This window comes from Streptomyces sp. NPDC021562 (assembly GCF_040640875.1).
Taxonomy (GTDB): domain Bacteria; phylum Actinomycetota; class Actinomycetes; order Streptomycetales; family Streptomycetaceae; genus Streptomyces.
In genome coordinates, this window is sequence record NZ_JBFACN010000040.1 from 1 (window position 1) to 26,416 (window position 26,416).

The window sequence follows — 26,416 nt, forward strand, 5'->3', positions numbered from 1 at the left end:
TCCTTGATGAGTGCGGCGGGCCCGTGCTGTCCGTCGGTGTCCCCGCGCCCCTTAAAAGCAGGCGTCGGCGTGGGCGCCCCTTCAGGGGCGCGGGGAACTGCGCGACCAGCCTCCACGCACCCGCAGTCGGCGCACTACCCGCAGCCGCAGGAGCCGCGCACCACCAGTCGGGACGGGAACGTCTTCAGGCGCTCGCGCCGCGACCCCGCCACCCGCAACCCGTCGTCCAGCACCAGGTCCACCGCGGCACGCGCCATCGCCGGCCGGTCCGAGGCGATCGTGGTCAGCGGCGGGTCCGCCAGCCCCGCCTCCTTGATGTCGTCGAAGCCGGCCACCGCCAGCTCCCCGGGCACGTCGATCCGCAGCTCCCGCGCCGCCCGCAGCACGCCGAGCGCCTGGTCGTCGGTGGAGCAGAAGATCGCCGGCGGCCGCTCGGGCCCGGCGAGGACGTCCAGCGCCACCCGGTACGCGTCGTACCGGTTGTACGGCGCCTCGAACAACCGCCCCTCCGTGGCCAGCCCCGCCTCCGCCATCGCCCGCTTCCAGCCCTCGACGTGGTCGGAGACCGGGTCGCCGACGGCCGGGGTCTCGGCCGTACCGCCCATGCAGGCCACGTACTCGTACCCGTGCTCCAGCAGGTGCCGCACCGCGAGCTGGGCGCCTCCGAGGTCGTCCGTCACCACGGCCACGTCGTCGATCGCCTCCGGCCGCTCGTGCAGCAGCACCACCCGGGCGTCCCAGGCGTCGATCTCGGCGGCGGCCAGGTCGTTGAGGGCGTGGGAGACGAGGATGAGGCCGGAGACCCGCATCCCGAGGAACGCGCGCAGATAGTGGACCTCGCGCTCGGCGACGTAGTCGGTGTTGCCGACCAGCACCATCTTTCCGCGCTCGGACGCGGCCTGCTCGACCGCGTGCGCCATCTCGCCGAAGAACGGCTGGCGGGCGTCCGGGATGATCAGGCCTATGAGGTCGGTGCGCCGCGAGGCCATCGCCTGGGCGACCCGGTCGGGCCGGTACCCCAGTTCCTTGATCGCGGCGAGGACACGCTCGCGCGTGGCCGGTGCGACCGGCCGGGGTCCGTTGTTGATGACATAGCTGACCACGGCGGTGGAGGTCCCCGCCAGCCGCGCCACATCATCCCGAGTCACCTTGGCCACGCGCGGAGTCTACGCGGATGGACCCCCGCTGGGCAGGGCGTATCGGAGCTTCGCTTGCGGAAGCAATGCCCGTCCGGGCGACGGCACGCCGCGCCCGGACGGCGACTACGCCTCCGCGGGCACCTCGACCGCGCCCAGGTCCGCCGATGCGTCCGCATCCGCCGCCTTTGCGCGCTCGGCCCGCGCCTCCCGCGCCTTGGCCTCGTCACCGCTCCGCTCGCCCTTCTCAGGCGTAACGAATCGATAACCGACGTTCCGTACGGTGCCGATCAGGGACTCGTGCTCGACGCCGAGTTTGGCGCGCAGCCGTCGTACGTGCACGTCGACGGTCCGGGTGCCGCCGAAGTAGTCGTACCCCCAGACCTCCTGGAGCAGCTGTGCACGAGTGAACACCCGGCCGGGGTGCTGGGCCAGGTACTTGAGCAGCTCGAACTCCTTGAAGGTGAGGTCGAGGACCCGGCCCTTGAGCTTCGCGCTGTAGGTCGCCTCGTCGACCGAGAGGTCGCCGTTGCGGATCTCCATGGGGGAGTCGTCGGCGACGATCTGCTGACGGCCCATGGCGAGCCGCAGCCGCGCCTCGACCTCGGCGGGGCCCGCGGTGTCGAGGAGCACGTCGTCGATGCCCCAGTCGGCGGTGACGGCGGCGAGGCCGCCCTCGGTGACGACCAGGACCAGCGGACAGCCGGGGCCGGTGGACCGCAGGAGCTGGCAGAGGCTGCGCACCTGCGGCAGGTCGCGGCGGCCGTCGATCAGGATGACGTCAGCGCCCGGGGTGTCGACGAGGGCGGGGCCTTCGGCCGGGGCGACCCGCACGTTGTGCAGGAGCAGGCCGAGGGCCGGCAGCACCTCCGTCGACGGCTGGAGGGCGTTGGTCAGGAGCAGCAGAGAACTCATTTGTCTGGTTCCTCCTCGGTCCCTGCGAGGACTGTGTGCAATGACACTGCGCTGCGCTCCCGAACCTCCGTACGTCCGCGGTCACCTGGAGTTTCCCGCTTCGTATACAGCGCTTCCGAAAGCACAAAAGGACCCGGTGGCGGCGTCGCCCGAGTCCTCTGCCAGCAGAATAGCCCACATGAGCAACGGTCCGGCAGGTCATGTGGACAGTTCCACCGTTCGTCCGAACTGCGAGACAAGCAGAAGCACCCCTATCCGGACGTTTCTGCACACCGAAGACGGGATTGCGATCGATTCCGTATACGATCCCGCCTCCTTCGTATACGACAGCTCGCGGCCACCCTCCCGTGACCTGGTGTTCGTCATGGCCCACGGTTTCACGGGAGACGTGGACCGGCCACACGTACGACGGGTGGTGGCCGCGCTCGCCGCTCACGGGTCCGTGGTCAGCTTCTCCTTCCGGGGGCACGGCCGCTCCGGCGGCCGCACCACCGTCGGCGACCGCGAGGTCCTCGACCTGGCCGCGGCGGTGGCCTGGGCGCGCGGCTTCGGGCACGCGCGCGTGGTGACCGTCGGCTTCTCCATGGGCGGTTCGGTGGTGCTGCGGCACGCGGCGCTGTACGGCGGAGTGGACGCGGTGGTCTCGGTGTCGTCCCCGGCCCGCTGGTACTACCGGGGCACCGCCCCCATGCGCCGCCTGCACTGGCTGGTCACCCGCCCCGAGGGCCGCCTGGTCGGCCGCTACGGCTTCCGCACCCGCATCCACCACCGGGACTGGGACCCGGTGCCGCTGTCCCCGGTGGAGGCGGTGCCGAAGATCGCCCCCACCCCCCTGCTGATCGTGCACGGCGACAGCGACGGCTACTTCCCCGTCGACCACCCGCAGATGCTGGCCGCGGCCGCGGACGGCGCCGCCGACCTGTGGCTGGAGCCCGGCATGGGCCACGCCGAACACGCCGCCGACGACCGCCTGCTGGCCAGGATCGGCGACTGGGCGGTCGCGCGGGCGGGCTAGCCTGACCCTGTACACAGCCGAATCCGAAGGAATCCGATGCCCAAGGTCACGGTGCGCTACTGGGCCGCCGCGAAGGCCGCCGCAGGTGTCGCCGAGGAGCCGTACGACGCGGACACCCTCGCCGCGGCCCTGGACGCGGTGCGCACGCGACACCCGGGGGAACTCGCGCGCGTCCTGCGACGGTGCTCCTTCCTCATCGACGGTGACCCCGTGGGCATGCGCGAGCATGAGACGGTACGGCTGGCCGAGGGCGGCACGGTCGAGGTGCTCCCGCCGTTCGCAGGAGGGTGAGCGAGACCGATGAGCAACCAGCCGTACGAGGGCTACGACCCGTACCAGCAGCCCCAGCAGCAGCCGACGCCCCAGCAGTGGGGGTATGACGAGCAGCAGTACGCCACGCAGCAGTGGCAGGGGCAGACCTGGGAGACCCAGACGCACGCCCCGGTGCCGCCGGTGTCCCCCGCGCCGCCGGCCGCGGAGACGGCGTACCTGCAGCCGCAGTCGTACGAACGGCCGTACCCCGCGGAACAGCCGCAGCCTCAGCAACAGCCTCAGCAGGCGTACGCCGCTGCCCCGGCCCCCGCGCCCGCTGGGTCCGACCAGGGGTACGGTCCCGCCACCCTCGCCGGCAACGCGCGGATCACCGACGCGCAGCGGGCCCGGCTGGAGGGGCGCTCGCCGATCATCGAGCCGGGGATGCAGCCGGCGCTGCTCACGGCCCTGCTCGGCCTGCTGCTCTCGGTGACGGCGCAGGCCTCCACGTACGCGCTGGTGCTCCCCCTGGTGGCCCTCCAGGCGGTGACGGCCGCGGGCTGGTTCCGGCTGAACGGCATGTGGCCCGCCCGGCAGGGCATCGCGCTGGCCTTCCTCGGCGGGGTGACGGCGGACGTGGCGGTGCTCGTCGCGGGCCGCGACCAGGCGCCGGCGGCGATCCTGGGCCCCCTGGGCGTGTGGGTCCTGCTCACCCTGGTCCTCCAGCTCCGCTCGCACGCCGACCCCGACACCCGTATGTACGGCCTGATGGCCACCGTCGCCTCGTCCGCGCTGGCGATCATCGCGACCGGGTACCTCGGTGCGGACACCGACGCGGTGACGGTGGGCGCGGCGGCGGTGGCCGTGGCGGTCCTCGCGAGAGCGCTGCCGCTGCCCACCCCGGCGTCGTTGGTGGTCGCGCTGCTGGCGGCGACCGGGGCGGGGATCGCGGCGGGCGGGATGACGGGCGTGGGGACGCGCGGGGCGCTGATCGGGGTGGCGGCCGGGGTGTGCGCGCTCGTGGGCCACCGGGTGGCGAGCTACGACTACCCGTCGAGGTTCGTCCACTTCACCGCGGGCGTGGCCCTGCCCCTGGCAGCGGCGGCCCCGGTGATCTGGATCCTGCACTGACATCGGCGGCGGTTCGTCGGCTGCGGCCCGGCGGGGGCTGGTCGCGCAGTTCCCCGCGCCCCTGAAGGGGCGCTCACAGCGACGCCCTGCTTTCAGGGGCGCGGGGAACTGCGCGAGCAACCCCCACACACCCGCAGCCGAAACACGACGCGTCCGTGTTCGATAATTCCCCGTCCCCCCGTTCCCGCACGGCTAGCGTGGGCAGCCGGAAGGAAACCGTCGGATCCGTCGACCCTGGGGACCCCACCACATGCGCGCCCTGCGAATACTCCTGATCGTCGTCGTGGTCATCGGCATCCTCTTCGTGGTCGTCGACCGCGTCGCCGTGCACTTCGCCGAAAACGAGGCCGCCGGCAAGCTGAGGACGACGGAGAACCTGACCACCGACCCCGACGTCTCCATCAAGGGCTTCCCCTTCCTCACCCAGGTGGCCGACGGCACCCTGGACGACGTGGTGGTCGGTATCAAGGACTACGACGCCACCACCGGCACCGCCGGCAAGACCATCCGCATCGAGGACCTGAACGCCGACATGAAGGACGTCACCTTCACCGGCGACTACAGCTCTGCCACCGCCCGCACCGCCACCGGCAGCGCCCTCGTCCCGTACAGCGAGCTGCTGAAGAACGTGGACACCCAGCCCACCGACCTGGGCCTCGGTTTCACCGGCCGGGTCGTCGGTCTCGGCGACGGCGGCAACGGCAAGATCAAGGTCACCCTCGACATCACCGTCCCCGGCATCAAGGCCCACCAGAAGGTCCCCGTCCTCAGCACGGTCACCGTCAAGGACAACTCCGTACAGGTGCACGCCGACGGTCTGCCGAAGCTCGCCGGGGTCACCCTCGTGGAGAACCGCTTCCGGCAGGCCTCCGACTTCCAGCAGGCGATCGACCAGCTCCCCGGCGGCGTCCGGCTGGACAAGGTGGAGGCCGTGGCGGACGGTGTGAAGATCGCGGTGCGGGGTTCGAACGTCCGGCTGGCCGGGTAGGAAGCGCCACGGCGGTTGCCCACGGCCGAGGGACCACCGTGTCCATCAGGCGAGACGGTCACGTCCGCACCGCAGATGCGGTGCCGGACGCGGACGTCCCGCCGGCCGCCACGGCCACCCGAACGGCCCCGGTGTTCCGCAATTCGGACGATCGTGTCTCACCATGCGACATGCCGGTGACATGCCCGGTTATCCGTCCCTACGATCGAGCCTTATGAAGCGACAGGCGGACCTCACGAAGCGGCGGGCAGTCGACCTGTGCCGCGTCGCCGCCATGCTCTGTCGCACTTTCTGAGCGGAAGCACCGGCTTCCGCATCCCCGCCCTGCCCACGCTCAGGGCATCCGTGCGCCCCGCCGCGCACCCCCCGCACGCGCACCGCCCCGCCGCACCTGCCCCGGAGGAGAGAAGAGCATGAGCCGCAGCGACGTCCTGGTCGACGCCGACTGGGTCGAGGCCAACCTCGACGACCCGAACATCGCGATCGTGGAGGTGGACGAGGACACCTCCGCCTACGAGAAGAACCACATCAGGAACGCGATCCGCATCGACTGGACCAAGGACCTGCAGGACCCGGTCCGCCGCGACTTCATCGACCAGGAGGGCTTCGAGAAGCTCCTGTCGGCGAAGGGCATCGCCAACGACACGCTGGTGATCCTGTACGGCGGCAACAACAACTGGTTCGCGTCCTACGCCTACTGGTACTTCAAGCTGTACGGCCACGAGAACGTCAAGCTCCTCGACGGCGGCCGCAAGAAGTGGGAGCTGGACGCCCGCGAGCTGGTCGAGGAGGTCCCGGAGCGCACCGAGACCACCTACAAGGCCAAGCCGCAGAACACCGCGATCCGCGCCTTCCGCGACGACGTCGTGGCGGCCATCGGCTCGCAGAACCTCGTCGACGTGCGGTCCCCCGACGAGTTCTCCGGCAAGCTGCTCGCCCCGGCCCACCTGCCGCAGGAGCAGTCGCAGCGTCCGGGCCACGTCCCGACCGCCCGCAACATCCCGTGGTCGAAGAACGCCAACGACGACGGCACCTTCAAGTCGGACGACGAGCTCAAGGAGCTCTACGCCGCGGAGCAGGTGGACCTCGCCAAGGACACCATCGCCTACTGCCGTATCGGTGAGCGCTCGGCCCTGACCTGGTTCGTCCTGCACGAGCTGCTCGGTGTCGAGAACGTCAAGAACTACGACGGCTCCTGGACCGAGTACGGCAGCCTCGTCGGCGTCCCGATCGAGCTCGGCGCCAACAAGTAAGGCCGCGCGGCCCCCGTAAGCCCCCTCAGACCGACCTTTCAAGACCTCGACAGGAGTAACGCATGTGTGGAGCGAAGGCCGGCGGCCCGGACCCCTCGACGATCAAGCCCGGTGAGACCACGATCCAGGGTCAGGTGACCCGCGACGGCGAGCCGGTGGTGGGCTACGTCCGCCTCCTGGACTCGACCGGCGAGTTCACCGCGGAGGTCCCGACCTCCGCCACCGGACAGTTCCGCTTCTACGCGGCGGAGGGCACCTGGACCGTCCGCGCCCTCGTCCCCGGCGGTACCGCCGACCGCACGGTCGTCGCCCAGCAGGGCGGCCTCGCCGAGGTCGCGATCGCGGTCTGAGAGCAGCACCACGGCCAGGGGCCGTGTCTCCGGGGCGTTCCGGCCCGGGGACACGGCCCCTGCGCCGTGTCGGGGCACCGGACCTACTCTGGAGTCATGCTCGCTCGTCGGCGTCGTACCTACTTCGTCATGATGGGGATCTGCATCGGGCTCTTCGTCCTGGCGTGGGGAGTCGTGCGCATCTGGTCCGTCCCGGCCGCGGTGGGGATGTGCCTGGTGGCCATGGTCATCCCGCCGGTCGCCGCGATGGTCGCGAACCGTCGCGGCCCCGACGACCGCTGGTGGGACGACCCCTCCGGGGATCCCCAGTCCGACGAGTGGTGGGACGAACTGGACGGCAAGAAACGCCCTCGCCCCTGAGGCGTCCCGACCCCTAACGGAACGCCGCCGCGTTGCGCCGGGCCCACTCCGCGAAGGTCCTGGGCGGGCGGCCCAGCACCGCCGCCACGTCCGGGCTGAGCCGGAGCTCGGCCTCGGTGGGCTCGCCGAGCACCGCCAGCGTCGTCTCCACCACCGGCTCCGGCATGAACGCGGCCATCCGCGCCCGCGCCTCCGCCCGGCTCAGCTCCACGAACCGCACCGGCTCCCCGAGGACCGCCCCGATCGCCGCCGCCTGCTGCCGGGGCGTGATGACCGCGGGACCGTTCAGTTCGTAGACCCTGCCCGTGTGCTCGTCCTTGCGCAGGGCCACGGCGGCCACCTCCCCGACGTCCGCCGGATCGACGACGGGGAGCCCGACGTCCCCGAACGGCGCGGCCACGGTCCGCTCGGCGCGCACCGACTCCGCCCAGGCGTAGGCGTTGGAGGCGAAGCCGCCGGGGCGCAGGATCGTCCAGTCCAGCTCCGAGGCGCGCACCGCCTCCTCGACCGCCCGCATCACCCCGCCGTGCGAGGGCGAGTCCGGCCTCGTCACCACGCCCTGCGAGGAGAGCAGCACCACCCGCCGCACCCCGGCCCGCCGCGCCCGGTCCAGCACGGCCCGCGCGTCGAGCCCGTGCCCGCCCGTCCCGCCGTCGTGCAGGAACAGCGCCTCGGCGCCCTCGAAGGCGGCCCGCAGGGAGTCGGGCTCGCCCAGATCGCCGCGCAGGTGCCCGACCCCGTCCGGCAGCTCCACCGGGGCCGCGCCCCGCGACACCGCCGTCACCCGCTCCCCGGCCTCCGCCAGGGCCCGCACCAGCGACCGCCCGACGTTCCCGGTCGCACCCGTCACCACGATCATGCTCAACTCCCGTTCCGTTCCGGTGTCTTCAGCGATGACGGGGACGCTAACAGCGTCGATATAGTAGGTACCTAGAAGAAAGTGACTACCTCAGAGGGGTGCACCGGCCGATGGAGACCGATCCGGAGCTGGCCTGCCCGATCTCCCCGGTCGTGGACATCGTGTTCAGCCGCTGGACCACACCGATCCTCTGGTCGCTGCACGCCTTCGGCCGCCAGCGGTTCGTGGAGCTGGAACGGCGCATCAAGGGCATCACCCCGAAGGTGCTCACCCAGCGCCTGCGCCAGCTGGAGCGGGACGGCATGGTCGTGCGCACCTACCACCCCGAGGTGCCGCCCCGCGTCGAGTACGAGATCAGCGAACTCGGCGCCAGCCTCGCCCCGCTCTTCGCCCACCTCGCCGACTGGGCCGGCACCCACCTCGCCCACGTCGATGAGGCCCGGCAGCGCTACGACGACGCGGGCGGCCCCCGTTCCTAGCCCCCCGGCGCGCCCCCTAGTAGACGAGCGCCTGCGTGCCCTCGGCCATCGCCTCCTGCACGAACACCTGCGCGCCCGCGATCCGCACGCCCCCGATCACGTCCTTCTCCGTGATGTCCCGGCGGGCCGCGCACTGCGTGCACAGCGTGAGCGTGCCGCCCGCCAGGATCGAGTCGAGCAGGTCCGGCAGCGGCGCGGCGTGCGGCAGCTCGAACTCGGCCGCCCGCCCCGGCAGCGCGAACCACGCGGACTCCCCGGTCAGCCACATCGACACCTCGACGCCGCTGGCCACGGCCACCGCCGCCACCGTGAACGCCTGCGAACACCGCTCCGGGGCGTCCACCCCGGCCGTCACCTTGATCAGGAGCTTCTTGGCCATGCGAGCAGCTTAATCGGGGGCCGGGATCGGGGGGTTTTCCCCATCGTGGGCGGCGACGCGGCTGCGTAGAGTCCCCTCCATGCGTCTCTTACCGAACCGCGTCCTGGCCTCGGCGGCTCTGACCGCTCTCACCCTCGGCGGGCTCTCCGCCTGCTCCTTCGTCGACCAGAAGACCTTCGAGGACGACGCCAAGGTGCCCCAGAAGATCACCTCGATCCGTCTCGACAGCGGCAACGGCGGGATACGGGTGGAGGCCTCGGCGGACGTCTCGACGGCCTCCGTGCACCGCAAGGTCGACTACCGCGGGGACAAGCCGACCGGCACCTCGTTCAGCGTCGACCACGGCGTCCTGACGCTCTCCGGCTGCGGCCGGCACTGCGGCGTCGACTACGTCGTCAAGGTGCCCGTGCGTCTCCCGGTCGCCGGAGGCACCTCCGACGGCGACGTCACACTGACCGGCGTCGGCCCGGTCGACGTGCACACCGACAACGGCGAGATCGCCGTGGACGGGGCGAAGGGGCCGGTGAAGCTGCGCACCTCCAACGGCGATGTGCAGGTCAGGGGCGCCACAGGCGGTGACGTCGACGCCGAGACGACGAACGGCGAGGTGACGATCCGGACGGCCACCCCGCAGAACATCACGGCCCGCACGACCAGCGGCAGCCTCACGGTCACCGCGCCGCCCGCCGACTACCGGATCTCGGCGGCCGACTCCCACGGCGACCAGAAGGTGGGGCTCAGGAACGACCCGTCGGGCCGGTACCGCCTGGACCTGTCGACGACCAACGGTGACCTGACGGTGGAGCCGACGCACTGACGTCCTCCGCACGCCTCACGGCCGGTGCTCCGCGCGCTGGTGCTGGCGCAGCAGCACGTTCGCGTCGACGGCCGCGCTGTGGTCGTACCCGGCCAGCGCGGCCTCCCGCCGGTCACCCAGCTCCGCGCACGCGGCGCAGCCGGGTACCGGCCGGGGCGGCCGGCTGAGGTCCACCGGGTCCGGTGGTACGGACCGGGTACGGTCGTTCGCCGCGCGTACGCCGGCGCTGATCCGCTCTCTGTCGGTGGCGGGCCGCAGCGTCGCGGGATCCGCCTCCCACTCCCTGCCACCGCCGACGGGCCGCAGCATCGCGTACGGCCCCGAGCGGTCCCGATACTCGCCGACCTGGTCGGTGGCGGTGTCGTAGAACAGGGTTCCGGGCTCCATGGCATTTGCTCCTTTCGTCCAACATCTATACGAAATGCGAGAGTTGGACTACTCTGCGTGTCGAGGCTGCTACGAGCATGGCCCGGGAGCGGGGTAGGCACGCCGACGAGGTGCGGTTGTTCCCCGTCTGGCGGCGCTCATTCCACAAATTCCATTGGGCGCGGGAGGGACTGCGATGCCGCAGAGGCGGGTGGTGACGGGCCGAAGCCAGGAGCCCCGGCAACGGTTCGCGGAGGAACTGCGGCTGTTGCGGGCGGAACGGGGGGTGAGCCTGCGGGAGCTTGCCGGGGAGTTGGGCTGGGACGCGTCCAACTTCGGGAAGATGGAGAGCGGGCGGAGCCTGGGGAGCCCGGAGGTGGTGGAGGCGCTGGACCAGTACTACGGGACGCCGGGGTTGCTGCTGGCCTTGTGGGAGCTGGCGGTCGCCGACCCGTCGCAGTTCAAGGAGCGGTACCGGCGCTACATGACGCTGGAGGCCGAGGCGACGAGCTTGTGGCATTACTCGGTGACCATGCCGCCGGGGCTGCTCCAGGCGCCCGGGTATGTGCGGGAAGCGCTCGCGGCCGGTGGCCTCAAGGGCGACGAGCTGGAACAACAGGTCGAGGCACGTATCGGGCGCCAGAAGATGCTGGACGAGGAGGACGCGCCGCCGTTCCGCGTCATCCTTTTCGAAGCGGTACTGCGCAATTCGCTGCGTGATACCCGGGAATGGCGCATCCAGTTAGAGCACCTCGTGAAAGCCTCGGAGCGCCCGAACATCACGCTTCATGTGCTGCCGTTCGGCAGCGGACTTCACGGCCTGGTGAACACCAACGTGATGTTCCTCCGGCTGTCGGACGCCCGCACCGTGGCCTACGCTGAAAACGACGTATGGGGTGAACTGGTCGAAGAAACAAGCCGGGTTGAGCGCCTGCACCGCACTTATGATGCCGTACGTGACCTGGCGCTTAACCCTGCCACGTCACGCACGTTCATCTTGCGGATGTTGGAGGAAGTGCCGTGCGAGTCATCGACCTGAGCAACATCTCGTGGCGCAAGAGCAGTTACAGCAACACCGACGGCGGCGAATGCCTCGAAGTCGCCGTAGGCATCCCCGCCCACATCCCCGTCCGGGACAGCAAAGCCCCCTCCTACGGGACCCTTCTCTTCGCGGCGCCCGCCTGGGCCGCCTTCGTGGACGGGGTCAAGCAGGGGCGGTAGGCGGCTGCCGCCACCTGCGTGAACGACCGCAGCAGCGGATTCCCGTCGCCCGCGCGCCACGCGAGCACCACCCGGCTGGGCGCCATGTCGCGCACCGGCACCACCACGAGCCCGTCGCCGGGGTCGTGGTCGGCCAGGGTCATGCCGACCGTGCCGTTCCACAGCACCGCCTGCCTGCACTCCTGCACGGCCCGTACCACCGGCCCCTCCCGGACCGTCCCGCCGTTCCAGTACGACTGCCAGCGCCGGTCCGTGCCGTCCGGGAACCGGAACCACCGCCGGCCGGCCAGGTCGGCGAGCCGCAGGCTCTCCCGGTGGGCCGCCGGATCGTCGGCGCGCAGCAGCGCACCCACCGGGTCGGCCCGCAACTCCCGTACTGTCAGCCCGGTTTCGTCGAAGGGCGCCCGGGTCAGGGCGATGTCCACGGCGCCCGCGTGCAGCCCGCAGGTGGGATCCGTGAGGTCGGTCTCGCGGATGCGGATCTCGACGCCCGGGTGGCGGTCGCGGAAGGCGCGGGCCAGCCGGGCCACGCCCGGGTCCGTGCTGTCGCCGAGCAGCCCGACCGTGAGGACGGCGGTCCCGGCCGCCGCGGCGACGCGGACCCGCAGTGTCTCGGCCCGGTCGAGCAGGGCCCGCGCCTCGGTGAGGAGGACCGCCCCGACGGGGGTGAGGGCGACACCGGCCGACGAGCGTTCGAGGAGCACGGCCCCGGTCTCTGCCTCCAGTGCCCTGATCGCACGGCTCAGCGGGGGCTGGCTCATGTGGAGCCGCGCGGCGGCCCGGCCGAAGTGGAGTTCCTCGGCGACGGCCACGAAATAGCGCAGCGTCCGTAGCTCCATGCGGCCACGATACCGATCGGGTATCGAGGAGGCGGAACAGGTCCTGGACAGCCGCACCACCCCGGCCGTCGAATCGAGGCATGACGACTCACGACAACGTCCCCCCTGCCACCCCCGCGGTATCCGTAGTAGGCCCCGCCGACGGCGAGGTGCTGGCCCTCGGCGCCATCCGTATGCGGATCCTGGAGGACGGCCGCACCACCGGCCACCGCCTCGGTCTCGCCGAGTCCGTGCTCCCACCGCACACCCCGGGACCGCCGCAGCACCGCCACGCGCAGCACGACGAGGGCTTCTACGTCGTCTCCGGCTCGGTGCGCTTCACGGTCGGGGAAGACGAGTACGACGCCCCGGCCGGCACGCTCGTCATGGTCCCGCCCGGCGCCCCGCACACCTTCGCCAACGTCACCGACGCACCCGCCGTCATGCTCACCACGTTCACGCCCGACCTGTACGTGCAGTACTTCCGGGACCTGCGGGACATGTTCGCGGCCGGTACGCCGCCGACCGGGCAGGCGCACGCCGAGGTGATGAGCCGCTACGCCACCGAGCCCGTGACCTCATGAAGGCCGCGTACGGGATCCTGGCCGGTCCCCTCGCCCTCTTCTACCTCTACGGGGGCGGCCTGAAGACGGTGCGGAGCCGGGAGGCGCTGCGGCCGATGATGGCGTGGGTGGACGACCTGCCGATGGCGGCCGTGCGGGCGATCGGCGCGGTCGAGGTGCTCGGCGCGCTCGGCCTGGTCCTGCCGCCCCTGACCGGGATCGCCCCCTGGCTGGCCGCGGTCGCCGCGACCGGGTTCGTCCTCCTCCAACTGGGCGCGATCAGAGTTCACTTGCGGATGGGGGACCGACAACTCGGCCTGAACGTAGGCCTGCTGGTGGTAGCTGTGGCGATCATCCCGCTCGCGCCGGTGTCCTGATCGTGACCGATCGCTGTACAACTCAGTGATCCGGCCATGAGTCTCCTGTGCAGCGCGGATCAAGGAATCCGCGCCTCCGTTCGCACAGGGGGACCCCTTGGAGACACCAGAAGCACCACCTGAGGCACCGCCCGCGACCCGAAGACGGCGCCGCACCCCCGCCCTGATCGCCGGTGCCGCCGTGCTGGGCGTCGTCGCGGGCGGCTGCGTCGGCTACCTCGTCCAGGCCGACCGCGCGCCCACCGCCCTGCCGTCGCTCTCCCAGCCGTCCCTCGCGCAGGCCGAGGGCGCCGGTCCGGAGCCGTTGTCGGCCGCCCAGGACCGGAAGGTGAAGACCGACGGAGATCTGCGCAAGCTCCTGCTGCGCAAGCCCGCCGGGGCCCGCAAGCCGCTGATCGAGGTGGCCAACGACGGGTGGATGGACCTGGCCGCGTACGCGGAGGAGTTCCAGAGCCCGGACAACGCGTTCCGCAGGCTGGCCAGGGAGGACGAGCTCCGTCGGGTGGCCGTCGTCGACTGGCGTGAGGGCAGCACGTACACCGCGGAGATCCGGCTGGTCCAGTACCGGGAGACGGAGCGCGGCACGCAGGCCGCCGACGACGCGGGCGCCGGGAACGACAACGCCCAGCCGCCGGACGACCACACCACCGACGCCTGGCCGATACCCGGCACCGGCGACGGCATGGCGTACGTCCACCACAAGCCCGACACGACCTACGGCGTGGGCGTGTACTCGGCGGAGGCGCACGCGTGGCGCGGGGACATCGCCATGGAGATCTGGATCTACGACACGAAGCCGATCCCGAAGGCGAAGGTCATGGATCTGGCGAAGCGGCAGATGGAGCAGCTGTGAGCGAGAGCCCGGAATTCCCCGAGGCCGTCGGCACACCCCGTGACCGGCGCCGTGTCGCCGCTTTCGCCGGGGTAGGCGTGCTGGCGGCGGCCGTTCTCGCGGGGGCCGCGTACACCGTCGTCACCGTCCGCGACGCGGACCGCGACCCCGGCGCCCCCGCCTGGAGCCTGCCGAAGGACCCCAAGCAGACCAAGCCGGCCGCGGGCGGCGGGCTGCACGGGATGCTGCTGCCGTACGGCGACTCGTACGCGATCGGCCCGGACATGACCCGGTTCGGGTCGGACGCCGCGCTGTCCGGCCGGGACGCGGACCTGCTGCGCGCGGAGTCGATCAAGGACCTGCCGCGCACCCAGCAGCGGGCCATGCAGCGGCAGTTCGACCGGAACCCGGTCAAGGGCATGGCGATGCGCAGCTACGTGAACGCGGAGGTGCCGTACGCCAACACGTACACCATGCGGATCGTGCTGGCGGAGCTGGGCAGCCGCGGCACGGCCCGCTCCCTGGCGCAGCAGCAGAACGGGTACCTCGGCGCGCTGAAGGTGCTGCGCAAGGGCCCCGTGATCAAGGGGTACGAAAAGTCGACCGCGTGCTACCTGGTGGCGTCCGGCTCGACGGAGTCGCTCGACCTGATGTTCTGCTCCGGCTACGTGGGCGACGTCCTGGTCAGCGCCACGGCCACCGCGGCCAAGCCGCTGAACAAGGGGAGCGCCGCGGACATGCTCCGTGCCCAGCTCGACCGCATCAAGGACCCGGGAGCGTCGGTATGACCGTCAACGAGCCGGCGCAGGCCGCGCAGGCCGCACCGGCGGCCGAGGAGACCCCGGTGCCCCTGGTGCCCCAGGTGCCGCCGATGCCCACGGTGGCGCCCGAGCCCCCGAAGAAGGACCGGCGGCGGCTGCGGGCCGCGCTGCGCTGGGCCGCCGCGGTCGCCGTCTTCGCGGTCGCCGGGTCCGGGACGGCGTACGGCGTGACCCTGCTGGACCGGACCGACGTACCCGGTCTCGCCACCCACTCCGACGGCCGCTGGGACTACCCCACGCTGGTGAAGCCGCCGCTGCCGGCCGGCAGCCCCGGGCCGAACGACGACGCCCGCAACAAGGCCGGCGCCCACTACGCCGACCTGCGGAAACTCGTGCTGCCCGCGCCGCGGGGCGCCACCGTGGACCAGGCGCTCAAGGGGACCGACGGCTGGCTGCCGACGAAGACGTTCCTCCAGGAGTTCGCGCACGCGGCGGACCGCACGGAGGTCGGCCAGAAGCTCGTCGACAACGGCCTGCGGCACATCGCGGCCCGCGGCTGGACCACCCCCGACGGCACCCACACCCGCGTCTACCTGCTCCAGTTCGACACCGCGTCGATCGCCGAGCACATGCTCAGCAACGACTTCACGGGGTACGAGACACCGAAGTACCCGGTGCGGGGCGGCGACGCGTACGAGCGGGACCTGGGCTTCCCGGTGGCCGCCCACCTCGACCGCGTGCACACCGCTCCGATCCGCGAGAGCAAGCCGTACGGCGCCGAGGAGGTGCGGGAGGCGTACCTCGCCGCGGGCGACACCGTCGCCCTGGTCGTCCAGTCCCGCAGGCACAGCGCGCTCGCCGTTCCCTTCGAGCAGACCGTCACCCTCCAGGGCGAGCTGCTGAGCTGACCTCGCCAAGAGCCCCGGGGCCCGGCCGCGTAAGCTGGGCCCCGGCTCTGTGTACGCCCACCCTCGCTCAAGGAGCACCCGTGGAGATCTTCTTCGAAACCCTGCTGGTCCTGGTCTGCGTCGGCGTCATCGCCTTCGCCGGACTGACCGTGAAGAAGCTGTACCAGGGCCAGCGCTGAACCACCCCGTCCAGGAACCCGTCTAGGAAACCGCCGCCATGATCGAGATTCCGTCCGACCTGCACAAGGACCTGGTCCCGCTCGCCTTCCTGCTGGGCAGCTGGGCCGGCGCGGGCGTCCACGACTTCCCGGGCTCGGAGAAGTGCAACTTCGGCCAGGAGGTCACCTTCGGCCACGACGGCCGGGACTTCCTGGAGTACCACTCCCAGACCTGGGTGCTGGACAACGACGGGAACAAGGTCCGCCCGCTGGAGACGGAGCACGGCTTCTGGCGCATCGACGCGGACCGCCGGGTCGAGGTCACGATGACCCGCGACGACGGCGTGATCGAGATCTGGTACGGCGAGATGGCCGACAAGAAGCCGCAGATCGACCTCGTGACGGACGCCGTGGCCCGCACCGCGGCCTCCGCGCCCTACTCCGGCGGCAAGCGCCTGTACGGCTACGTCAAGAGCGACCTGATGTGGGTCGGCGAGAAGCAGACCCCCGAGGTCGAACTCCGCCCCTACATGTCGGCCCACCTGAAGAAGGTCGTCACCCCGGAGGACGTCGAGCGCTGGGCCAAGGCCCTCCCCGACGACATGCCGGACGACGGCATCGCGTTCTTCAAGTAGTCCTGGAATTCGGAAGTAGTTCTAGACTTTCGGTGTGGTGAGCACCGACTGGAAGAGCGACCTCAGGCAGCGCGGCTACCGGCTGACGCCGCAGCGGCAACTCGTGCTCGAAGCCGTGGACACCCTTGAGCACGCGACCCCCGACGACATCCTCGGCGAGGTGCGGAAGACCGCGTCGGGGGTCAACATCTCCACGGTCTACCGGACCCTGGAGCTCCTGGAGGAGCTGGGTCTGGTCAGCCATGCCCACCTCGGGCACGGGGCGCCGACGTACCACCTCGCCGACCGGCACCACCACATCCACCTGGTCTGCCGCGACTGCGAGAACGTGATCGAGGCGGACGTGGCCGTGGCCGCCGAGTTCACCGCCAAGCTGCGGCGGGAATTCGGCTTCGAGACGGACATGAAGCACTTCGCGATCTTCGGGCGCTGCCAGGACTGCGTGCAGCGGACGGCCGGGACCGCGACCGTCCGCACTTCAATTACCGAGTCGTAGGCTTAGTCGTATGAAGAGCCCCCTGCTGTCCCTGCCCGGAGCGGTGCCCGCCGAGGGCGTGGACGAAGGCGTCGCCGCCCACTACGGCGACCTGTTCCGCGAGCAGCGCGCCCTCGCCGACGGCGCCGGCTTCGTCGACCTGTCCCACCGGGGCGTCGTCGCGGTCACCGGCGAGGACCGGCTGAGCTGGCTGCACCTGCTGCTCACCCAGCACGTCAGCGAGCTGCCCACCGGCGAGGCCACCGAGGCCCTGATCCTCTCCGCGCACGGCCACATCGAGCACGCGCTCTACCTGGTCGACGACGGCACCACGGTCTGGGCCCACGTCGAGCCCGGCACCCAGGAGGCGCTGATCGCCTACCTGGAGTCGATGAAGTTCTTCTACCGGGTCGAGGTCGCCGACCGCACCGCCGACTTCGCGGTCGTCCACCTCCCGGCCGGTTCCATCACGGAGGTCCCCGACGGGGTCGTCGTCCGCGAGACGGCGTACGGCCGCGACCTCTTCCTGCCCCGGGCGGAGCTGGAGTCCTTCGCCGCGAAGGCGGGCCCGCCCGCCGGGCTCCTCGCCCACGAGGCGCTGCGCGTCGAGCACCACCGGCCCCGGCTCGGCTTCGAGACCGACCACCGCACCATCCCGCACGAGCTGGGCTGGATCGGCACCGCCGTGCACCTGCAGAAGGGCTGCTACCGGGGCCAGGAGACCGTCGCCCGGGTGCAGAACCTGGGCAAGCCGCCGCGCCGCCTGGTCTTCCTGCACCTCGACGGCAGCGAGGTGCACCTGCCGCCGCCCGGCACCGAGATCCGCGTCGCCGACGAGGGCGAGGACGGCCGGAAGATCGGCTTCGTGACGACGTCCGTACGCCACTTCGAACTCGGCCCGGTGGCCCTGGCGTTGGTCAAGCGCAACGTCCCCGCCGACGCCCGGCTGGTCGCGGGGGGGACGGCGGCGGCACAGGAAGTGATCGTCGAGCCGTAGGACCGCAGGGGAGGGGCCGGCTCACATCTCCAGCAGGACGGTGAACGGTCCGTCGTTGGTCAGCGAAACCCGCATCTGCGCTCCGAACCGGCCGGTCGCCACGGTCGCCCCGAGCGAGCGCAGCTGCGCGACGACCTCCTCCACGAGCGGCTCGGCGACCTCGCCGGGCGCCGCCGCGTTCCAGGTCGGCCGCCGCCCCTTGCGCGCGTCCCCGTACAGCGTGAACTGGCTGACGACGAGCAGCGGCGCGTCCACGTCACTGCACGACTTCTCGTCCGCCAGCATGCGAACGGACCAGAGTTTCCGGGCGAGTTGGGCCGCCTTCTCCTTCGTGTCCTCGTGGGTCACCCCCACCAGCACGCACAGTCCCTCGCCCTCGATCGCGCCCACCGTCTCGCCGTCCACGACGACACTGGCACCGTCCACCCGCTGAACCACCGCTCGCATGCCCACCATCATGCCCGGCGTCCACCCGGCCCCCGCAGCGGGTCCATTATTGATCCTTAAGGCCCCATCTACGGCCGTTCGGGGGCACTCATTCACATAGCAGCCACTTGGGGTGGCACCATGCTTCCACACACCGGTCGAGGGGACGGTAGAGGCGTATGAGCACACCGAGTACCGGGCGACTGAAGGTGCAGGGCGCGCAGAGCGCGCCGAGCCTGCCCAGGCCGCCCGCACAGCGCGGCCAGGGCATCCCGCTGCCCCCGGAGCCGCCGGAGCACGACCTGACCCGTCTGAGCCTGCCCGAGCTGCGCGTCCTGCGCCGGGACGCCCAGCGCGACGAGGCGGACCTGAGTTACGTACGGCGGCTGCTCCAGGGCCGTATCGACATCCTGCGCGCGGAACTGGCCCGCCGCTCCCCGGCCGGGGCGGCCTCCGTGGTGGACCGCCTCCCGGAGATCCTCACGGACGCCCCGGCCCGCCACCGCCAGTCGGCCCGCCACGTCACCCTGGGCACTCCGCACAACGAGGAGTACGGCCGCCTCGCCGCCGAGATGCTGGCCGAGGTCGAACTCTCCGACCTCCAGGCCCGCACGGACCCGGAACTGACCGCGGCGATGGGCCGCCTGGTCCGCTACGAACAGGAGGTGTCGCGGCGGCGGCAGCACCTGCAGCGCACGGCGGACGGTTCGAGCGCCGAGATCACCCGCAGATACCGCGAGGGCGAGGCCCAGGTCGACGACCTTCTGACGTGAGGCGAGGGCGCCCCTCCAGGGGCGCGTAAGCGCCTTTCAGGGGCGCGGGGAACTGCGCGACAAGCCCCCACGCGGCCGCACCCGAAAATCACTCGGCACCCCCCCTGTCGCACACCTACCGTGACCGCATGACCGACCCCGTCGAAGTCCGCCCCATAACCGAACCCGAGCTCGCCGACTGGCACCGGGCGATGAAGACCGGCTTCCTGCACCCGCCCACCCTCACGGAAGCCCAACTCGAAGCCCGCCGGAGACAGTTCGTACCCGGCAGACTCCTCGGCGCCTTCGACGGCCCTCGCTGCGTGGCCACGTTCCGCTCCTTCGCGCAGGAGCTCACGGCGGTCGGCGGAGCCCCGGTCCCCGCCGACGCCGTCTCGAACGTCACGGTCAGCCCCACCCACCGCCGCCGTGGCCTGCTCACCCGCATGATGAGCCAGGACCTCGCCGCGGCGAAGGACCGCGGTGACGTCGTCGCCACGCTGATCGCCGCGGAGTACCCGATCTACGGCCGCTACGGCTTCGGCCCGGCGACCACCCTGACCGAGTGGAAGATCGACGTCCCGCGCAGCGGCCTGGACCCGCGCTGGTCGCGCCCCGAGGACGGCGGCCGGATCGACCTCGTCGACGGCGAGGACGTCCGCAAGCTCGGCCCGGAACTGCACGAACGGGTCCGCCGAGCCACCCCGGGCGCGGTCAGCCGCAGCGACCTGTGGTGGCAGGTGCAGACCGGGGCCGTCCGCTGGGGCGATGCCTGGACCGAGCCGTTCCACGCGGTGTACCGGTCCGCTGCCGGCGAGGTCGAGGGCATGGTGTCGTACCGGTCGGACGACCACTGGCAGCACAAGCAGCCGTACAACACCGCGGAGGTCGACTGGCTGCTCGGTGCGACCCCGGCGGCGGAGCGCGCGCTGTGGCACTACCTGTGCTCGATCGACTGGATCACCTCGGTGAAGAGCGGCCGGCGCTCACCGGACGACCTCCTGCCGCACCACCTTCCCGATCCGCGCGCCGCGCGGATCACCGGGCAGGCGGACTGGCTGTGGGTGCGGATCCTGGACGTCGTACGGGCCCTGGAGGCACGGACGTACGACACGGCGGGGTCGCTGGTCCTGGCGGTGGCGGACCGGCAGGGGCTGGCCGGCGGCCGGTACCGGCTGGACGCCTCCCCCGAAGGCGCGTCCTGCGCCCCGACCACCGGCACCCCGGACCTCGCCCTCGACGTCGCCGACCTGGCGAGCGTCTGGCTCGGTGACCAGACCGTGGCGCGGCTGCACGCCCTCGGGCGGGTCCAGGAACAGCGAGTGGGCGCCGCCCGGGAGGCCGACGCCCTGCTGCGCACGTCCGGGCGGCCGTGGTGCCCGGACATCTTCTGACCGTCCCCTTCCTGCCGACGACGGGTGCCTGAATCACCTTGTTCGGTTGTGACTGTGCGGCTCATCCGTAGCGAGCTGTGAAGTTGTGGCTGAGCGGGTCCTGCGGTGTTCGGTTGTCGGTGTTCAGTTGTGGCTGTGCTGGTCGTGCGCCTCGTCGGCCGCCCTGAGTGACCGGGCTCCCGGCTCCCCTCCGGAAGGGAACCCGTTCGGCCAACCGCCGAAGAAGTAAGACCATGTTGTACGAGTTGGTGACCAACTCAACTGTACTTATCTCCGCTTGGAAGCGACTCATAACCACCTTTCCGCGAACTGCCTAAAGATGGCGGGAAGTTGTAACGTTTGTCTGTGGACCCCGAACACGCCTCCGCCAATGGGCGGAAGAGGCCGCAGCGGCCTCTTGCGTCACACCGCGAGGTGGCCGACGCGCTGCGCACCCGGATCAGGTCCGGGGTGCTGCGGCCGGGTGAGCGCATGCCCACGCAGGCCAAGCTGGCCGACGAGTTCGGGGTCGAGCGGGGGGCCGTCCGGCAGGCCCTGCGCATCCTGCAGTCGGAGCACCTGCTCACGAACGTGACGAAGGGCAGCCCGGCGACCGTGGCCAGGGGCACCGGCACAGTGGAGCTTCCCCTGGGGCCGGAGGCGCCGCCGTTGCCCACCATGGTCGGCCTCACGCCCCGGATAGAGGCGGCCTTCGCGGCCCGGCACGTGCGGATCGACGCGCTCTGCCTGACCTCGGTCTCCCTCAACCTCGCCCTCGGCGAGCCGTTGCGCTTCATCCACGCGGGGCTACTGGAACCGGCCAAGATCGACGTCCGGGTGCTGCTGCCGAGCCGGAGCATCGACCTCGCGTTCCCGACGGCGGTGGACGCCTCGGCGGAGGACGCGGTGCACAAGCGCTGGCTGGCCCAGCGCAACGCGCAGGGCCAGGTGCTGCGGCACAACCTGCTGGCCCTGCGCGCCACCCACGGCATCGACGTGCACGTCACCTTCCGGGCGCTGCCGTTCACCCCGCCGGTCAAGCTGTACCTGCTCAACGGGGACGAGGCGCTGTTCGCCTACTACACGCTGGGGCGCCACGAACGGGAGATCGGCCACGAGCACCTGGAGACGTACGACGCCGTGGGCACCCGTTCGATGCTGTTCGCCTTCGAGCGGGGCGCGGGCCTGCGGGACACCACGTTCGTCGACCAGTCCGTGCTCTGGTTCAACGCCCTGTGGCAGACGATCAGTTCGGACCTGGAGCTGTCGGGCTGACGCCTACAGGGCGGGGCCCGTGAGCACCAGGGCGAGCAGGACCGCGCCGGCGGAGCTGAACGCCGGGCTCTTGGCCCTGATCCCCACGGTGAGCAGCAGCAGACCGATAATGCCAGTGGCACCGTACGTCGACTGGACGAACTGTTCGAAACCGAGAACGAAGACGGCTGAGAGAAGAGCGAGGGCGGCGGGCATGTCGGTTCCCCCATCGTCGGGAAGCAAGCTTCCACCAACTCGGCCAAGTTGGTAACCAACTCTGACTATGTTGTCCCCAGTTGGCTGTAACTTATAACCAATCTTCAAACAACTCCCCGTAGATGGATCAAAGTTGTAGCGTTTGGTCGTGACCCAGGAGAACGTGGCAGTGAGCACCGGCAGCACACCTCAGGAGATCGCCCGGACCCTGCGGGAACGCATCCGCACGGGCGACCTCAAGGTGGGTGACCGCCTGCCCACCCAGGCGGAGCTGGCCGAGGAGTTCGGCGTGGAGCGCGGTGCCGTGCGCCAGGCCGTGCGGGTGCTCCAGGACGACGGCCTGCTGACCAACGTCAGCAAGGGCAGCCCGCCGCGCATCGCCGAGCCGCCGTCCCCGGCGCTCGACGAGCCCCAGCCGACGATGGTGGGCCTCGGGCCCCGCGTCACCGAGGCGTTCGCCGCCCCGCACGTCCGCATCGACGCGGCCTGCCTCACCGCCCAGAGCCTGCTGCCCGCGCTGGCCGAGCCGCTGCGGATGATCCACGAGGGCCGGATCCGCCCCGAGCGCATCGACGTCCGCGTGCTGCTGCCCAGCCGGGACATCCAGCTGGCCTTCCCGACCGCGGCGGTCGAGGGCGACGGGGACACCGTCCACAACCGCTGGCTCGGCATGCGCAACGCCCAGGGGCAGGTCCTCCAGTACAACCTCCAGGGCCTGCGCTCCACCCACAAGATCGACGTGAACGTCACCTTCCGGGCCCTGCCGTTCACCCCTCCGGTCAAGCTCTACCTGCTCAACGGGACCGAGGCCCTCTTCGCCTATTACATGGTCACGCGTCGCGAGGAGCAGACGGAGGCGGGCATGCTCGACATGTACGACGCCGTGGGCTCCGAGTCCCTCCTCTTCTCCTTCGAGAGACGGTCCGGCCATCGCGACGCCGCGTTCGTGGACCAATCGCAGATGTGGTTCGACGCCCTCTGGGAAACCATCACCACGGACCTGACACTCTCCTAGTGACTTCTGATACGACGCAGACTGAACCGGTGACGGCCGACAACGAGAACGCGACCGAAGAACTCACGGAACTGATCAGAAGCGCTCGCGTCGTCCTGTGGGACTTCGACGGGCCGATCTGCCGCCTGTTCGCGGGCCACTCGGCGGAACTGGTCGCCGACGGCCTGGTGGCGTGGCTGGCGAGCCGAGGACTGCGCGGCCTGGTCACGGAGACCGAGCGCGACTCCCTCGACCCGCACCTCGTGCTGCGCGCCGTGGACCGCCGGCATCCCGGCAGTGACCTGGTGGCCGAGCTGGAGGAGCGCCTCACGAAGGAGGAACTGCGGGCCACCTCGACGGCGATGCCCACGAAGTACGCGGACGTCCTGATACAGACGTGGCGAGCGCTGGGCGCGCGGATGGCGGTGACCACCAACAACTCACCCCGGGTGGTCCGGGCCTACCTCGACGGCCGCGCCCTCACCGCCTGCTTCGCCCCGCACATCTACGGCCGCACCCAGGACCTGCACCGCCTCAAACCCGACCCGCACTGCCTCAACCGCGCGCTCAACGCGATGGGCGCCGCCCCCGACGCGGCCCTGATGATCGGCGACTCGCCCACGGACCTGGAGGCGGCACGCGCCGCCGGGGTCCCGTTCCTCGGCTACGCGCGTAACGAACGCAAGGCCAAGCTCCTGACCGAGGCGGGCGCAACCCATGTCGTCGGCTCCCTGAAACCCCTGCTGGCGATGGTGCGACCGTAGACACCGGCGCAACCCGGTCCCAGGCACGCCATCACCCGGCTGGAACCTGCTCGCCTTCCAGCCGTAGCGGCAGCGTGATCCGGAAGGGGCTCCGCTGCGCTAGAGTGCGGAACCGCCTGAGCAACCGCTCGGTTGCGTGCGTATGAGGGGATGGCCCAAAGAGCCAGTCTCGGACGACCGCGCCAACGGGTGACCGTACATACGAGCGACCCTTCACTCGACAGGGTCACTCCGTCGCCCCTCCAGTCGTGTCGTGCGTCACCTGGCAATACCGTTTCCCTGCCCGATCCCCGCGACCAACGCGCGCGTACCACCCCCGGAGCGACCAGTGGGTGCACCGTCTGTCCCCGCCGGCGTCGCCGGGGGAGCACTCGGCAGGCCTCTGCCCGACGAGGAGTACGAGGCGTTCCTGGGCCATGCCGCGCAGTGGGGCCTGGCGAGCGGCGGCCACCACCACCAGAACTACGTGCTGCCGCTCACCGAGCCGATGGCCCGGCTGTTGGGCCGGCCACCCGGTACCGCCGTGACCGTCCGGGTGCGCAGGACCGACGCCCTCCCCGTGGTGATCCGGACGTGGGACGACGAGGCGCGGATCCTGCGGGCGATCACAGGCGTGCTGCCCCACGTGCCCGAGTGCCTCTTCGAGGGGAATCGCTTCACCATCCACAGCTATGTGGAAGGAGTCCCGCTCTCCAGCGTCTGCGAGAACGGCAAACCGGTCGACGCCCTCCTGCTGAGGGAGACGGCGCAGCTCTTCGCCAGGATGACCCAGGTGCGCGGTACGGCACTGCCGCCGCTTCCGCCGACGTGGCCGCGGAACCACACGGACAGCCAGAGCTTCCTGCGGACGCTGGCCAGGACGGCGGACCTGCAGATCCGCCAGGCCAACGCTTCCGCGTACGGCTGGCTGTTCGCCGCCCTCGGCATCCCCGAGGACGCCCTGCTCCGCTTCGCCGAGCGCGTGCCGTGGATGGCCCGGCGCCCGTACAGCCTCCTCCACGGGGACCTGCACCGCGACAACCTCGTCGTCTCGCCGGACGGCGGCCCGCCGCTCACCTGCGTGGACTGGGAGCTGGCCACTTTCGGTGATCCGCTGCACGACCTGGCGGTCCATCTGGTCAGGATGGACTACCCGGCACAGCAGTGGGACGAGGTCGTCGACGCCTGGGCGGCGGCCGTGCGCGCGGTACGGCCGGCCGCCACGCACGGGGTGACCAAGGACCTCGGCCACTACGTGGACTTCGAGCGGGCCCAGTCCGTCTACCCGGACGTGATGCGGGCCGCGAAATCCCTGGAGGGGTCCTTCGACGAACAGAACCTCCGGTCGGCGACGGCGTCCGTCGGCCGCGCCCTGCAGGCCGCCGCCGAACCGCTGCGGCTGCGCACGGTGCCCGGCGAACGGGAGATCGAGCACGTCCTGTTCCGCTGGGCGGTCTCCGCGACGGCCAAGGGAGCCGCGCAGCGCGGCCGGACCGGCGAGGTCATGGAATGGCGGCAGGACCGGCGGGTGCCCGAACACCCGGACTTCCCGCACTCGGCGGTGAGCGCGGCACTGTCGCTGGAGGCGACCGCACCGGCCCGCCATGTGTTCAAGGGCACCGCACACCTCAACTCGGTGATCCGGGTGCCGGGCATCGACTTTCCCGTGGTGATCCGCCGTAAGGTGCCGCACGCGTGTCGTCGTGAGCGCAGCTACCTCAGTGAGCATGCGGTGCTGCGGGCGATCGAGCGCTCCGGAGCCGCTGTGGCCGCCCCCCGGGTCCTGGCGCTGGGGGAGAGCCACTCCCGTCACCACCCCGCCTACTCGCGGGACCGCTTCGCCATTCACACCTACGAGGCCCCGGGTGGCGACACCGGGCGCAAACCCGACCACCCGGTGCACGGGCTCCGGCCGCAGGAGGCCGACGGGCTCGTCGACCAGCTGGCGGCGCTCACCGGGGTCGACCACACCCAGCTCGACCCCGCCTCCGGCGAACCCGACTTCTACCACTGGCTGAGCGAACAACTCGTCGCCCTGGTCGCCGGGCTCCCCAAGGAGTCCCAGCAACTCGCCCGCATCGTGGGCCTCCCCGACGCCGGACGGCTGCGGCAGATCCTCACCCGGCACCGCGTCAGCCGTCGGGCCCCGGCCCTGCTGCACGGCGACCTCAACCCCTGGAACCTGGTCCGCCGCGACGACGGGCTCGCCCTGACCATCATCGACTGGGAGATGGCGCTGGTCGGCGACCCGCTGTACGACCTGGTGCGGCACATGCACCTGACCCCGACCCGGCCGGAGATCCGCGACCGGATGTTCCGCCGCTGGGTGCGCAGGCTGGAGCCCGAGTTCACCCACGCCTGGCAACAGGACTGGCGGGTGTACCGATGGATCGAGATCGTCCGCTCGGCCTACGTCGATCTCGACCGGCTGGTCACCGGAGCGAGCGTGGACGCTCCCAACGTCCGGCGGGCCCTGGACTCGTACGCCATGACGCTGGCGGCGGCCAAGGGATCCCTGGGCCTGCCCGGCCGGGCGACGGCGCACCACATCTTGCCCGCACTCTGACCGAGGGGGACATGCCGCTCGCCGAGCGGCCGCCCTGGCGTCGGGGG

General features: G+C 71.2%; 33 protein-coding genes. 25 read left to right on the forward strand and 8 right to left on the reverse strand.

The genetic code is table 11. The features are described from left to right. Window positions 1-134: 134 nt before the first annotated feature. Window positions 135-1,157 carry a LacI family DNA-binding transcriptional regulator gene (locus AB0G52_RS37680; RefSeq protein WP_132892098.1) on the reverse strand — a complete coding sequence of 341 codons (1,023 nt, stop codon included), beginning with the start codon at window positions 1,155-1,157 and terminating at the stop codon, window positions 135-137. 105 nt (window positions 1,158-1,262) lie between these two features. Continuing rightward, window positions 1,263-2,051, reverse strand: a complete 789-nt coding sequence (locus tag AB0G52_RS37685; protein WP_132892097.1) for a response regulator transcription factor — start codon at window positions 2,049-2,051, stop codon at window positions 1,263-1,265. Window positions 2,052-2,229: 178 nt separating this feature from the next. On the opposite strand from AB0G52_RS37685, the gene AB0G52_RS37690 reads away from it, so the two are divergent. From AB0G52_RS37690 to AB0G52_RS37720, 7 genes are all read left to right on the forward strand, one after another. Beyond that, on the forward strand, window positions 2,230-3,066 hold the full coding sequence (locus AB0G52_RS37690; protein WP_132892096.1) for an alpha/beta fold hydrolase: 837 nt from the start codon (window positions 2,230-2,232) through the stop codon (window positions 3,064-3,066). Window positions 3,067-3,102: 36 nt separating this feature from the next. Then, on the forward strand, window positions 3,103-3,357 hold the full coding sequence (locus AB0G52_RS37695; RefSeq protein ID WP_132892095.1) for a MoaD/ThiS family protein: 255 nt from the start codon (window positions 3,103-3,105) through the stop codon (window positions 3,355-3,357). Between the two features lie 9 nt (window positions 3,358-3,366). Continuing rightward, window positions 3,367-4,449, forward strand: coding sequence for a hypothetical protein (locus AB0G52_RS37700; protein WP_361343320.1), 1,083 nt, complete (start codon window positions 3,367-3,369; stop codon window positions 4,447-4,449). 250 nt (window positions 4,450-4,699) lie between these two features. Next, the gene (locus AB0G52_RS37705; RefSeq protein ID WP_361343323.1) at window positions 4,700-5,437 is read left to right on the forward strand and encodes a DUF2993 domain-containing protein; all 738 of its coding nucleotides are present in this window, start codon (window positions 4,700-4,702) and stop codon (window positions 5,435-5,437) included. A gap of 413 nt (window positions 5,438-5,850) precedes the next feature. Then, window positions 5,851-6,690, forward strand: coding sequence for a sulfurtransferase (locus AB0G52_RS37710; protein WP_132892092.1), 840 nt, complete (start codon window positions 5,851-5,853; stop codon window positions 6,688-6,690). 62 nt (window positions 6,691-6,752) lie between these two features. Beyond that, window positions 6,753-7,040, forward strand: coding sequence for a DUF1416 domain-containing protein (locus tag AB0G52_RS37715; RefSeq protein ID WP_046732511.1), 288 nt, complete (start codon window positions 6,753-6,755; stop codon window positions 7,038-7,040). A gap of 96 nt (window positions 7,041-7,136) precedes the next feature. After that, a complete protein-coding gene (locus AB0G52_RS37720; RefSeq protein WP_132892091.1) occupies window positions 7,137-7,400 on the forward strand; it encodes a DUF3099 domain-containing protein in 264 nt (87 codons plus the stop codon). Window positions 7,401-7,413: 13 nt separating this feature from the next. Here AB0G52_RS37720 and AB0G52_RS37725 read toward each other — a convergent pair whose 3' ends face one another. Continuing rightward, a complete protein-coding gene (locus tag AB0G52_RS37725) occupies window positions 7,414-8,259 on the reverse strand; it encodes an NAD(P)H-binding protein (protein WP_361343328.1) in 846 nt (281 codons plus the stop codon). 110 nt (window positions 8,260-8,369) lie between these two features. On the opposite strand from AB0G52_RS37725, the gene AB0G52_RS37730 reads away from it, so the two are divergent. Next, entirely contained in the window at window positions 8,370-8,738 is a 369-nt protein-coding gene (locus tag AB0G52_RS37730; protein ID WP_361343331.1) for a helix-turn-helix domain-containing protein, read from the forward strand. Window positions 8,739-8,754: 16 nt separating this feature from the next. On the opposite strand, the gene AB0G52_RS37735 is transcribed toward AB0G52_RS37730, so the two are convergent. Beyond that, window positions 8,755-9,117, reverse strand: a complete 363-nt coding sequence (locus AB0G52_RS37735) for a DsrE family protein (RefSeq protein ID WP_361343333.1) — start codon at window positions 9,115-9,117, stop codon at window positions 8,755-8,757. Window positions 9,118-9,196: 79 nt separating this feature from the next. Between AB0G52_RS37735 and AB0G52_RS37740 the strand changes: the two genes are divergently transcribed. Beyond that, window positions 9,197-9,934 carry a DUF4097 family beta strand repeat-containing protein gene (locus AB0G52_RS37740; protein WP_361343336.1) on the forward strand — a complete coding sequence of 246 codons (738 nt, stop codon included), beginning with the start codon at window positions 9,197-9,199 and terminating at the stop codon, window positions 9,932-9,934. Between the two features lie 15 nt (window positions 9,935-9,949). Here the strand turns inward: AB0G52_RS37740 and AB0G52_RS37745 are convergent, their stop codons facing one another. Continuing rightward, complete coding sequence (locus tag AB0G52_RS37745) at window positions 9,950-10,321, reverse strand: hypothetical protein (RefSeq protein WP_132892086.1); 372 nt, start codon at window positions 10,319-10,321, stop codon at window positions 9,950-9,952. A 175-nt stretch (window positions 10,322-10,496) separates the two neighbouring features. Between AB0G52_RS37745 and AB0G52_RS37750 the strand changes: the two genes are divergently transcribed. Next, entirely contained in the window at window positions 10,497-11,339 is an 843-nt protein-coding gene (locus AB0G52_RS37750) for a helix-turn-helix transcriptional regulator (RefSeq protein ID WP_361343339.1), read from the forward strand. Further along, a complete protein-coding gene (locus AB0G52_RS37755) occupies window positions 11,321-11,521 on the forward strand; it encodes a DUF397 domain-containing protein (protein ID WP_361343342.1) in 201 nt (66 codons plus the stop codon). The genes AB0G52_RS37750 and AB0G52_RS37755 overlap by 19 nt, the downstream gene beginning before the upstream one ends. On the opposite strand, the gene AB0G52_RS37760 is transcribed toward AB0G52_RS37755, so the two are convergent. Next, window positions 11,452-12,360, reverse strand: a complete 909-nt coding sequence (locus AB0G52_RS37760) for a LysR substrate-binding domain-containing protein (RefSeq protein ID WP_361343345.1) — start codon at window positions 12,358-12,360, stop codon at window positions 11,452-11,454. The genes AB0G52_RS37755 and AB0G52_RS37760 overlap by 70 nt on opposite strands. An 80-nt stretch (window positions 12,361-12,440) precedes the next feature. Here AB0G52_RS37760 and AB0G52_RS37765 point away from each other — a divergent pair, with 80 nt between their 5' ends. From AB0G52_RS37765 to AB0G52_RS37800, 8 genes are all read left to right on the forward strand, one after another. Further along, window positions 12,441-12,923, forward strand: a complete 483-nt coding sequence (locus AB0G52_RS37765; RefSeq protein WP_361343348.1) for a cupin domain-containing protein — start codon at window positions 12,441-12,443, stop codon at window positions 12,921-12,923. Further along, window positions 12,920-13,279 (forward strand): DoxX family protein, encoded by a 360-nt coding sequence (locus AB0G52_RS37770; protein ID WP_361343351.1) that lies wholly within the window; start codon window positions 12,920-12,922, stop codon window positions 13,277-13,279. The genes AB0G52_RS37765 and AB0G52_RS37770 overlap by 4 nt, the downstream gene beginning before the upstream one ends. 97 nt (window positions 13,280-13,376) lie before the next feature. Next, complete coding sequence (locus AB0G52_RS37775) at window positions 13,377-14,132, forward strand: hypothetical protein (RefSeq protein WP_132892080.1); 756 nt, start codon at window positions 13,377-13,379, stop codon at window positions 14,130-14,132. After that, complete coding sequence (locus tag AB0G52_RS37780) at window positions 14,129-14,899, forward strand: hypothetical protein (RefSeq protein WP_361343354.1); 771 nt, start codon at window positions 14,129-14,131, stop codon at window positions 14,897-14,899. Before AB0G52_RS37775 ends, AB0G52_RS37780 begins: the two co-directional genes overlap by 4 nt. After that, the gene (locus AB0G52_RS37785) at window positions 14,896-15,780 is read left to right on the forward strand and encodes a hypothetical protein (RefSeq protein WP_361343357.1); all 885 of its coding nucleotides are present in this window, start codon (window positions 14,896-14,898) and stop codon (window positions 15,778-15,780) included. Before AB0G52_RS37780 ends, AB0G52_RS37785 begins: the two co-directional genes overlap by 4 nt. Window positions 15,781-15,997: 217 nt before the next feature. Continuing rightward, a complete protein-coding gene (locus AB0G52_RS37790; RefSeq protein ID WP_361343360.1) occupies window positions 15,998-16,573 on the forward strand; it encodes an FABP family protein in 576 nt (191 codons plus the stop codon). 34 nt (window positions 16,574-16,607) lie between these two features. Continuing rightward, window positions 16,608-17,069 carry a Fur family transcriptional regulator gene (locus AB0G52_RS37795; protein WP_132892077.1) on the forward strand — a complete coding sequence of 154 codons (462 nt, stop codon included), beginning with the start codon at window positions 16,608-16,610 and terminating at the stop codon, window positions 17,067-17,069. Window positions 17,070-17,079: 10 nt separating this feature from the next. Then, window positions 17,080-18,045: a folate-binding protein gene (locus tag AB0G52_RS37800; RefSeq protein WP_361343363.1), complete on the forward strand. Its 966-nt coding sequence runs from the start codon at window positions 17,080-17,082 to the stop codon at window positions 18,043-18,045. Window positions 18,046-18,066: 21 nt separating this feature from the next. Here the strand turns inward: AB0G52_RS37800 and dtd are convergent, their stop codons facing one another. Beyond that, a complete protein-coding gene (dtd, locus tag AB0G52_RS37805) occupies window positions 18,067-18,492 on the reverse strand; it encodes a D-aminoacyl-tRNA deacylase (RefSeq protein ID WP_132892075.1) in 426 nt (141 codons plus the stop codon). 158 nt (window positions 18,493-18,650) lie between these two features. On the opposite strand from dtd, the gene AB0G52_RS37810 reads away from it, so the two are divergent. From AB0G52_RS37810 to AB0G52_RS37820, 3 genes are all read left to right on the forward strand, one after another. Further along, window positions 18,651-19,244, forward strand: a complete 594-nt coding sequence (locus AB0G52_RS37810) for an aerial mycelium formation protein (RefSeq protein ID WP_132892074.1) — start codon at window positions 18,651-18,653, stop codon at window positions 19,242-19,244. 128 nt (window positions 19,245-19,372) lie between these two features. Then, the gene (locus AB0G52_RS37815; RefSeq protein ID WP_132892073.1) at window positions 19,373-20,617 is read left to right on the forward strand and encodes a GNAT family N-acetyltransferase; all 1,245 of its coding nucleotides are present in this window, start codon (window positions 19,373-19,375) and stop codon (window positions 20,615-20,617) included. 339 nt (window positions 20,618-20,956) lie between these two features. Then, window positions 20,957-21,871 (forward strand): winged helix-turn-helix domain-containing protein, encoded by a 915-nt coding sequence (locus AB0G52_RS37820; protein WP_132892072.1) that lies wholly within the window; start codon window positions 20,957-20,959, stop codon window positions 21,869-21,871. Between the two features lie 3 nt (window positions 21,872-21,874). On the opposite strand, the gene AB0G52_RS37825 is transcribed toward AB0G52_RS37820, so the two are convergent. Beyond that, complete coding sequence (locus tag AB0G52_RS37825) at window positions 21,875-22,066, reverse strand: hypothetical protein (RefSeq protein WP_132892071.1); 192 nt, start codon at window positions 22,064-22,066, stop codon at window positions 21,875-21,877. A gap of 142 nt (window positions 22,067-22,208) precedes the next feature. Here AB0G52_RS37825 and AB0G52_RS37830 point away from each other — a divergent pair, with 142 nt between their 5' ends. The 3 genes from AB0G52_RS37830 to AB0G52_RS37840 all read left to right on the forward strand — a co-directional run bounded on the left by AB0G52_RS37830 (window position 22,209) and on the right by AB0G52_RS37840 (window position 26,369). Next, window positions 22,209-23,081 (forward strand): GntR family transcriptional regulator, encoded by an 873-nt coding sequence (locus AB0G52_RS37830; RefSeq protein WP_132892070.1) that lies wholly within the window; start codon window positions 22,209-22,211, stop codon window positions 23,079-23,081. A gap of 29 nt (window positions 23,082-23,110) precedes the next feature. Beyond that, a complete protein-coding gene (locus tag AB0G52_RS37835; RefSeq protein ID WP_361343370.1) occupies window positions 23,111-23,824 on the forward strand; it encodes an HAD-IA family hydrolase in 714 nt (237 codons plus the stop codon). Between the two features lie 487 nt (window positions 23,825-24,311). Further along, window positions 24,312-26,369 (forward strand): aminoglycoside phosphotransferase family protein, encoded by a 2,058-nt coding sequence (locus AB0G52_RS37840; protein WP_132892148.1) that lies wholly within the window; start codon window positions 24,312-24,314, stop codon window positions 26,367-26,369. Window positions 26,370-26,416 lie beyond the last annotated feature (47 nt).

Excerpts from the sequence above, each read along its gene's own strand:
- AB0G52_RS37740 (WP_361343336.1), top strand. The coding sequence starts at position 9,197 with ATGCGTCTCTTACCGAACCGCGTCCTGGCCTCGGCGGCTCTGACCGCT.
- AB0G52_RS37825 (WP_132892071.1), bottom strand. The coding sequence starts at position 22,066 with ATGCCCGCCGCCCTCGCTCTTCTCTCAGCCGTCTTCGTTCTCGGTTTC.
- AB0G52_RS37690 (WP_132892096.1), top strand. The coding sequence starts at position 2,230 with ATGAGCAACGGTCCGGCAGGTCATGTGGACAGTTCCACCGTTCGTCCG.
- AB0G52_RS37745 (WP_132892086.1), bottom strand. The coding sequence starts at position 10,321 with ATGGAGCCCGGAACCCTGTTCTACGACACCGCCACCGACCAGGTCGGC.
- AB0G52_RS37695 (WP_132892095.1), top strand. The coding sequence starts at position 3,103 with ATGCCCAAGGTCACGGTGCGCTACTGGGCCGCCGCGAAGGCCGCCGCA.
- AB0G52_RS37770 (WP_361343351.1), top strand. The coding sequence starts at position 12,920 with ATGAAGGCCGCGTACGGGATCCTGGCCGGTCCCCTCGCCCTCTTCTAC.
- AB0G52_RS37765 (WP_361343348.1), top strand. The coding sequence starts at position 12,441 with ATGACGACTCACGACAACGTCCCCCCTGCCACCCCCGCGGTATCCGTA.
- AB0G52_RS37840 (WP_132892148.1), top strand. The coding sequence starts at position 24,312 with ATGGCCCGGCTGTTGGGCCGGCCACCCGGTACCGCCGTGACCGTCCGG.
- AB0G52_RS37715 (WP_046732511.1), top strand. The coding sequence starts at position 6,753 with ATGTGTGGAGCGAAGGCCGGCGGCCCGGACCCCTCGACGATCAAGCCC.
- AB0G52_RS37700 (WP_361343320.1), top strand. The coding sequence starts at position 3,367 with ATGAGCAACCAGCCGTACGAGGGCTACGACCCGTACCAGCAGCCCCAG.
- AB0G52_RS37720 (WP_132892091.1), top strand. The coding sequence starts at position 7,137 with ATGCTCGCTCGTCGGCGTCGTACCTACTTCGTCATGATGGGGATCTGC.
- AB0G52_RS37790 (WP_361343360.1), top strand. The coding sequence starts at position 15,998 with ATGATCGAGATTCCGTCCGACCTGCACAAGGACCTGGTCCCGCTCGCC.
- AB0G52_RS37800 (WP_361343363.1), top strand. The coding sequence starts at position 17,080 with ATGAAGAGCCCCCTGCTGTCCCTGCCCGGAGCGGTGCCCGCCGAGGGC.
- AB0G52_RS37785 (WP_361343357.1), top strand. The coding sequence starts at position 14,896 with ATGACCGTCAACGAGCCGGCGCAGGCCGCGCAGGCCGCACCGGCGGCC.
- AB0G52_RS37710 (WP_132892092.1), top strand. The coding sequence starts at position 5,851 with ATGAGCCGCAGCGACGTCCTGGTCGACGCCGACTGGGTCGAGGCCAAC.
- AB0G52_RS37735 (WP_361343333.1), bottom strand. The coding sequence starts at position 9,117 with ATGGCCAAGAAGCTCCTGATCAAGGTGACGGCCGGGGTGGACGCCCCG.
- AB0G52_RS37750 (WP_361343339.1), top strand. The coding sequence starts at position 10,497 with ATGCCGCAGAGGCGGGTGGTGACGGGCCGAAGCCAGGAGCCCCGGCAA.
- AB0G52_RS37730 (WP_361343331.1), top strand. The coding sequence starts at position 8,370 with ATGGAGACCGATCCGGAGCTGGCCTGCCCGATCTCCCCGGTCGTGGAC.
- dtd (WP_132892075.1), bottom strand. The coding sequence starts at position 18,492 with ATGCGAGCGGTGGTTCAGCGGGTGGACGGTGCCAGTGTCGTCGTGGAC.
- AB0G52_RS37815 (WP_132892073.1), top strand. The coding sequence starts at position 19,373 with ATGACCGACCCCGTCGAAGTCCGCCCCATAACCGAACCCGAGCTCGCC.
- AB0G52_RS37705 (WP_361343323.1), top strand. The coding sequence starts at position 4,700 with ATGCGCGCCCTGCGAATACTCCTGATCGTCGTCGTGGTCATCGGCATC.
- AB0G52_RS37760 (WP_361343345.1), bottom strand. The coding sequence starts at position 12,360 with ATGGAGCTACGGACGCTGCGCTATTTCGTGGCCGTCGCCGAGGAACTC.
- AB0G52_RS37725 (WP_361343328.1), bottom strand. The coding sequence starts at position 8,259 with ATGATCGTGGTGACGGGTGCGACCGGGAACGTCGGGCGGTCGCTGGTG.
- AB0G52_RS37810 (WP_132892074.1), top strand. The coding sequence starts at position 18,651 with ATGAGCACACCGAGTACCGGGCGACTGAAGGTGCAGGGCGCGCAGAGC.
- AB0G52_RS37685 (WP_132892097.1), bottom strand. The coding sequence starts at position 2,051 with ATGAGTTCTCTGCTGCTCCTGACCAACGCCCTCCAGCCGTCGACGGAG.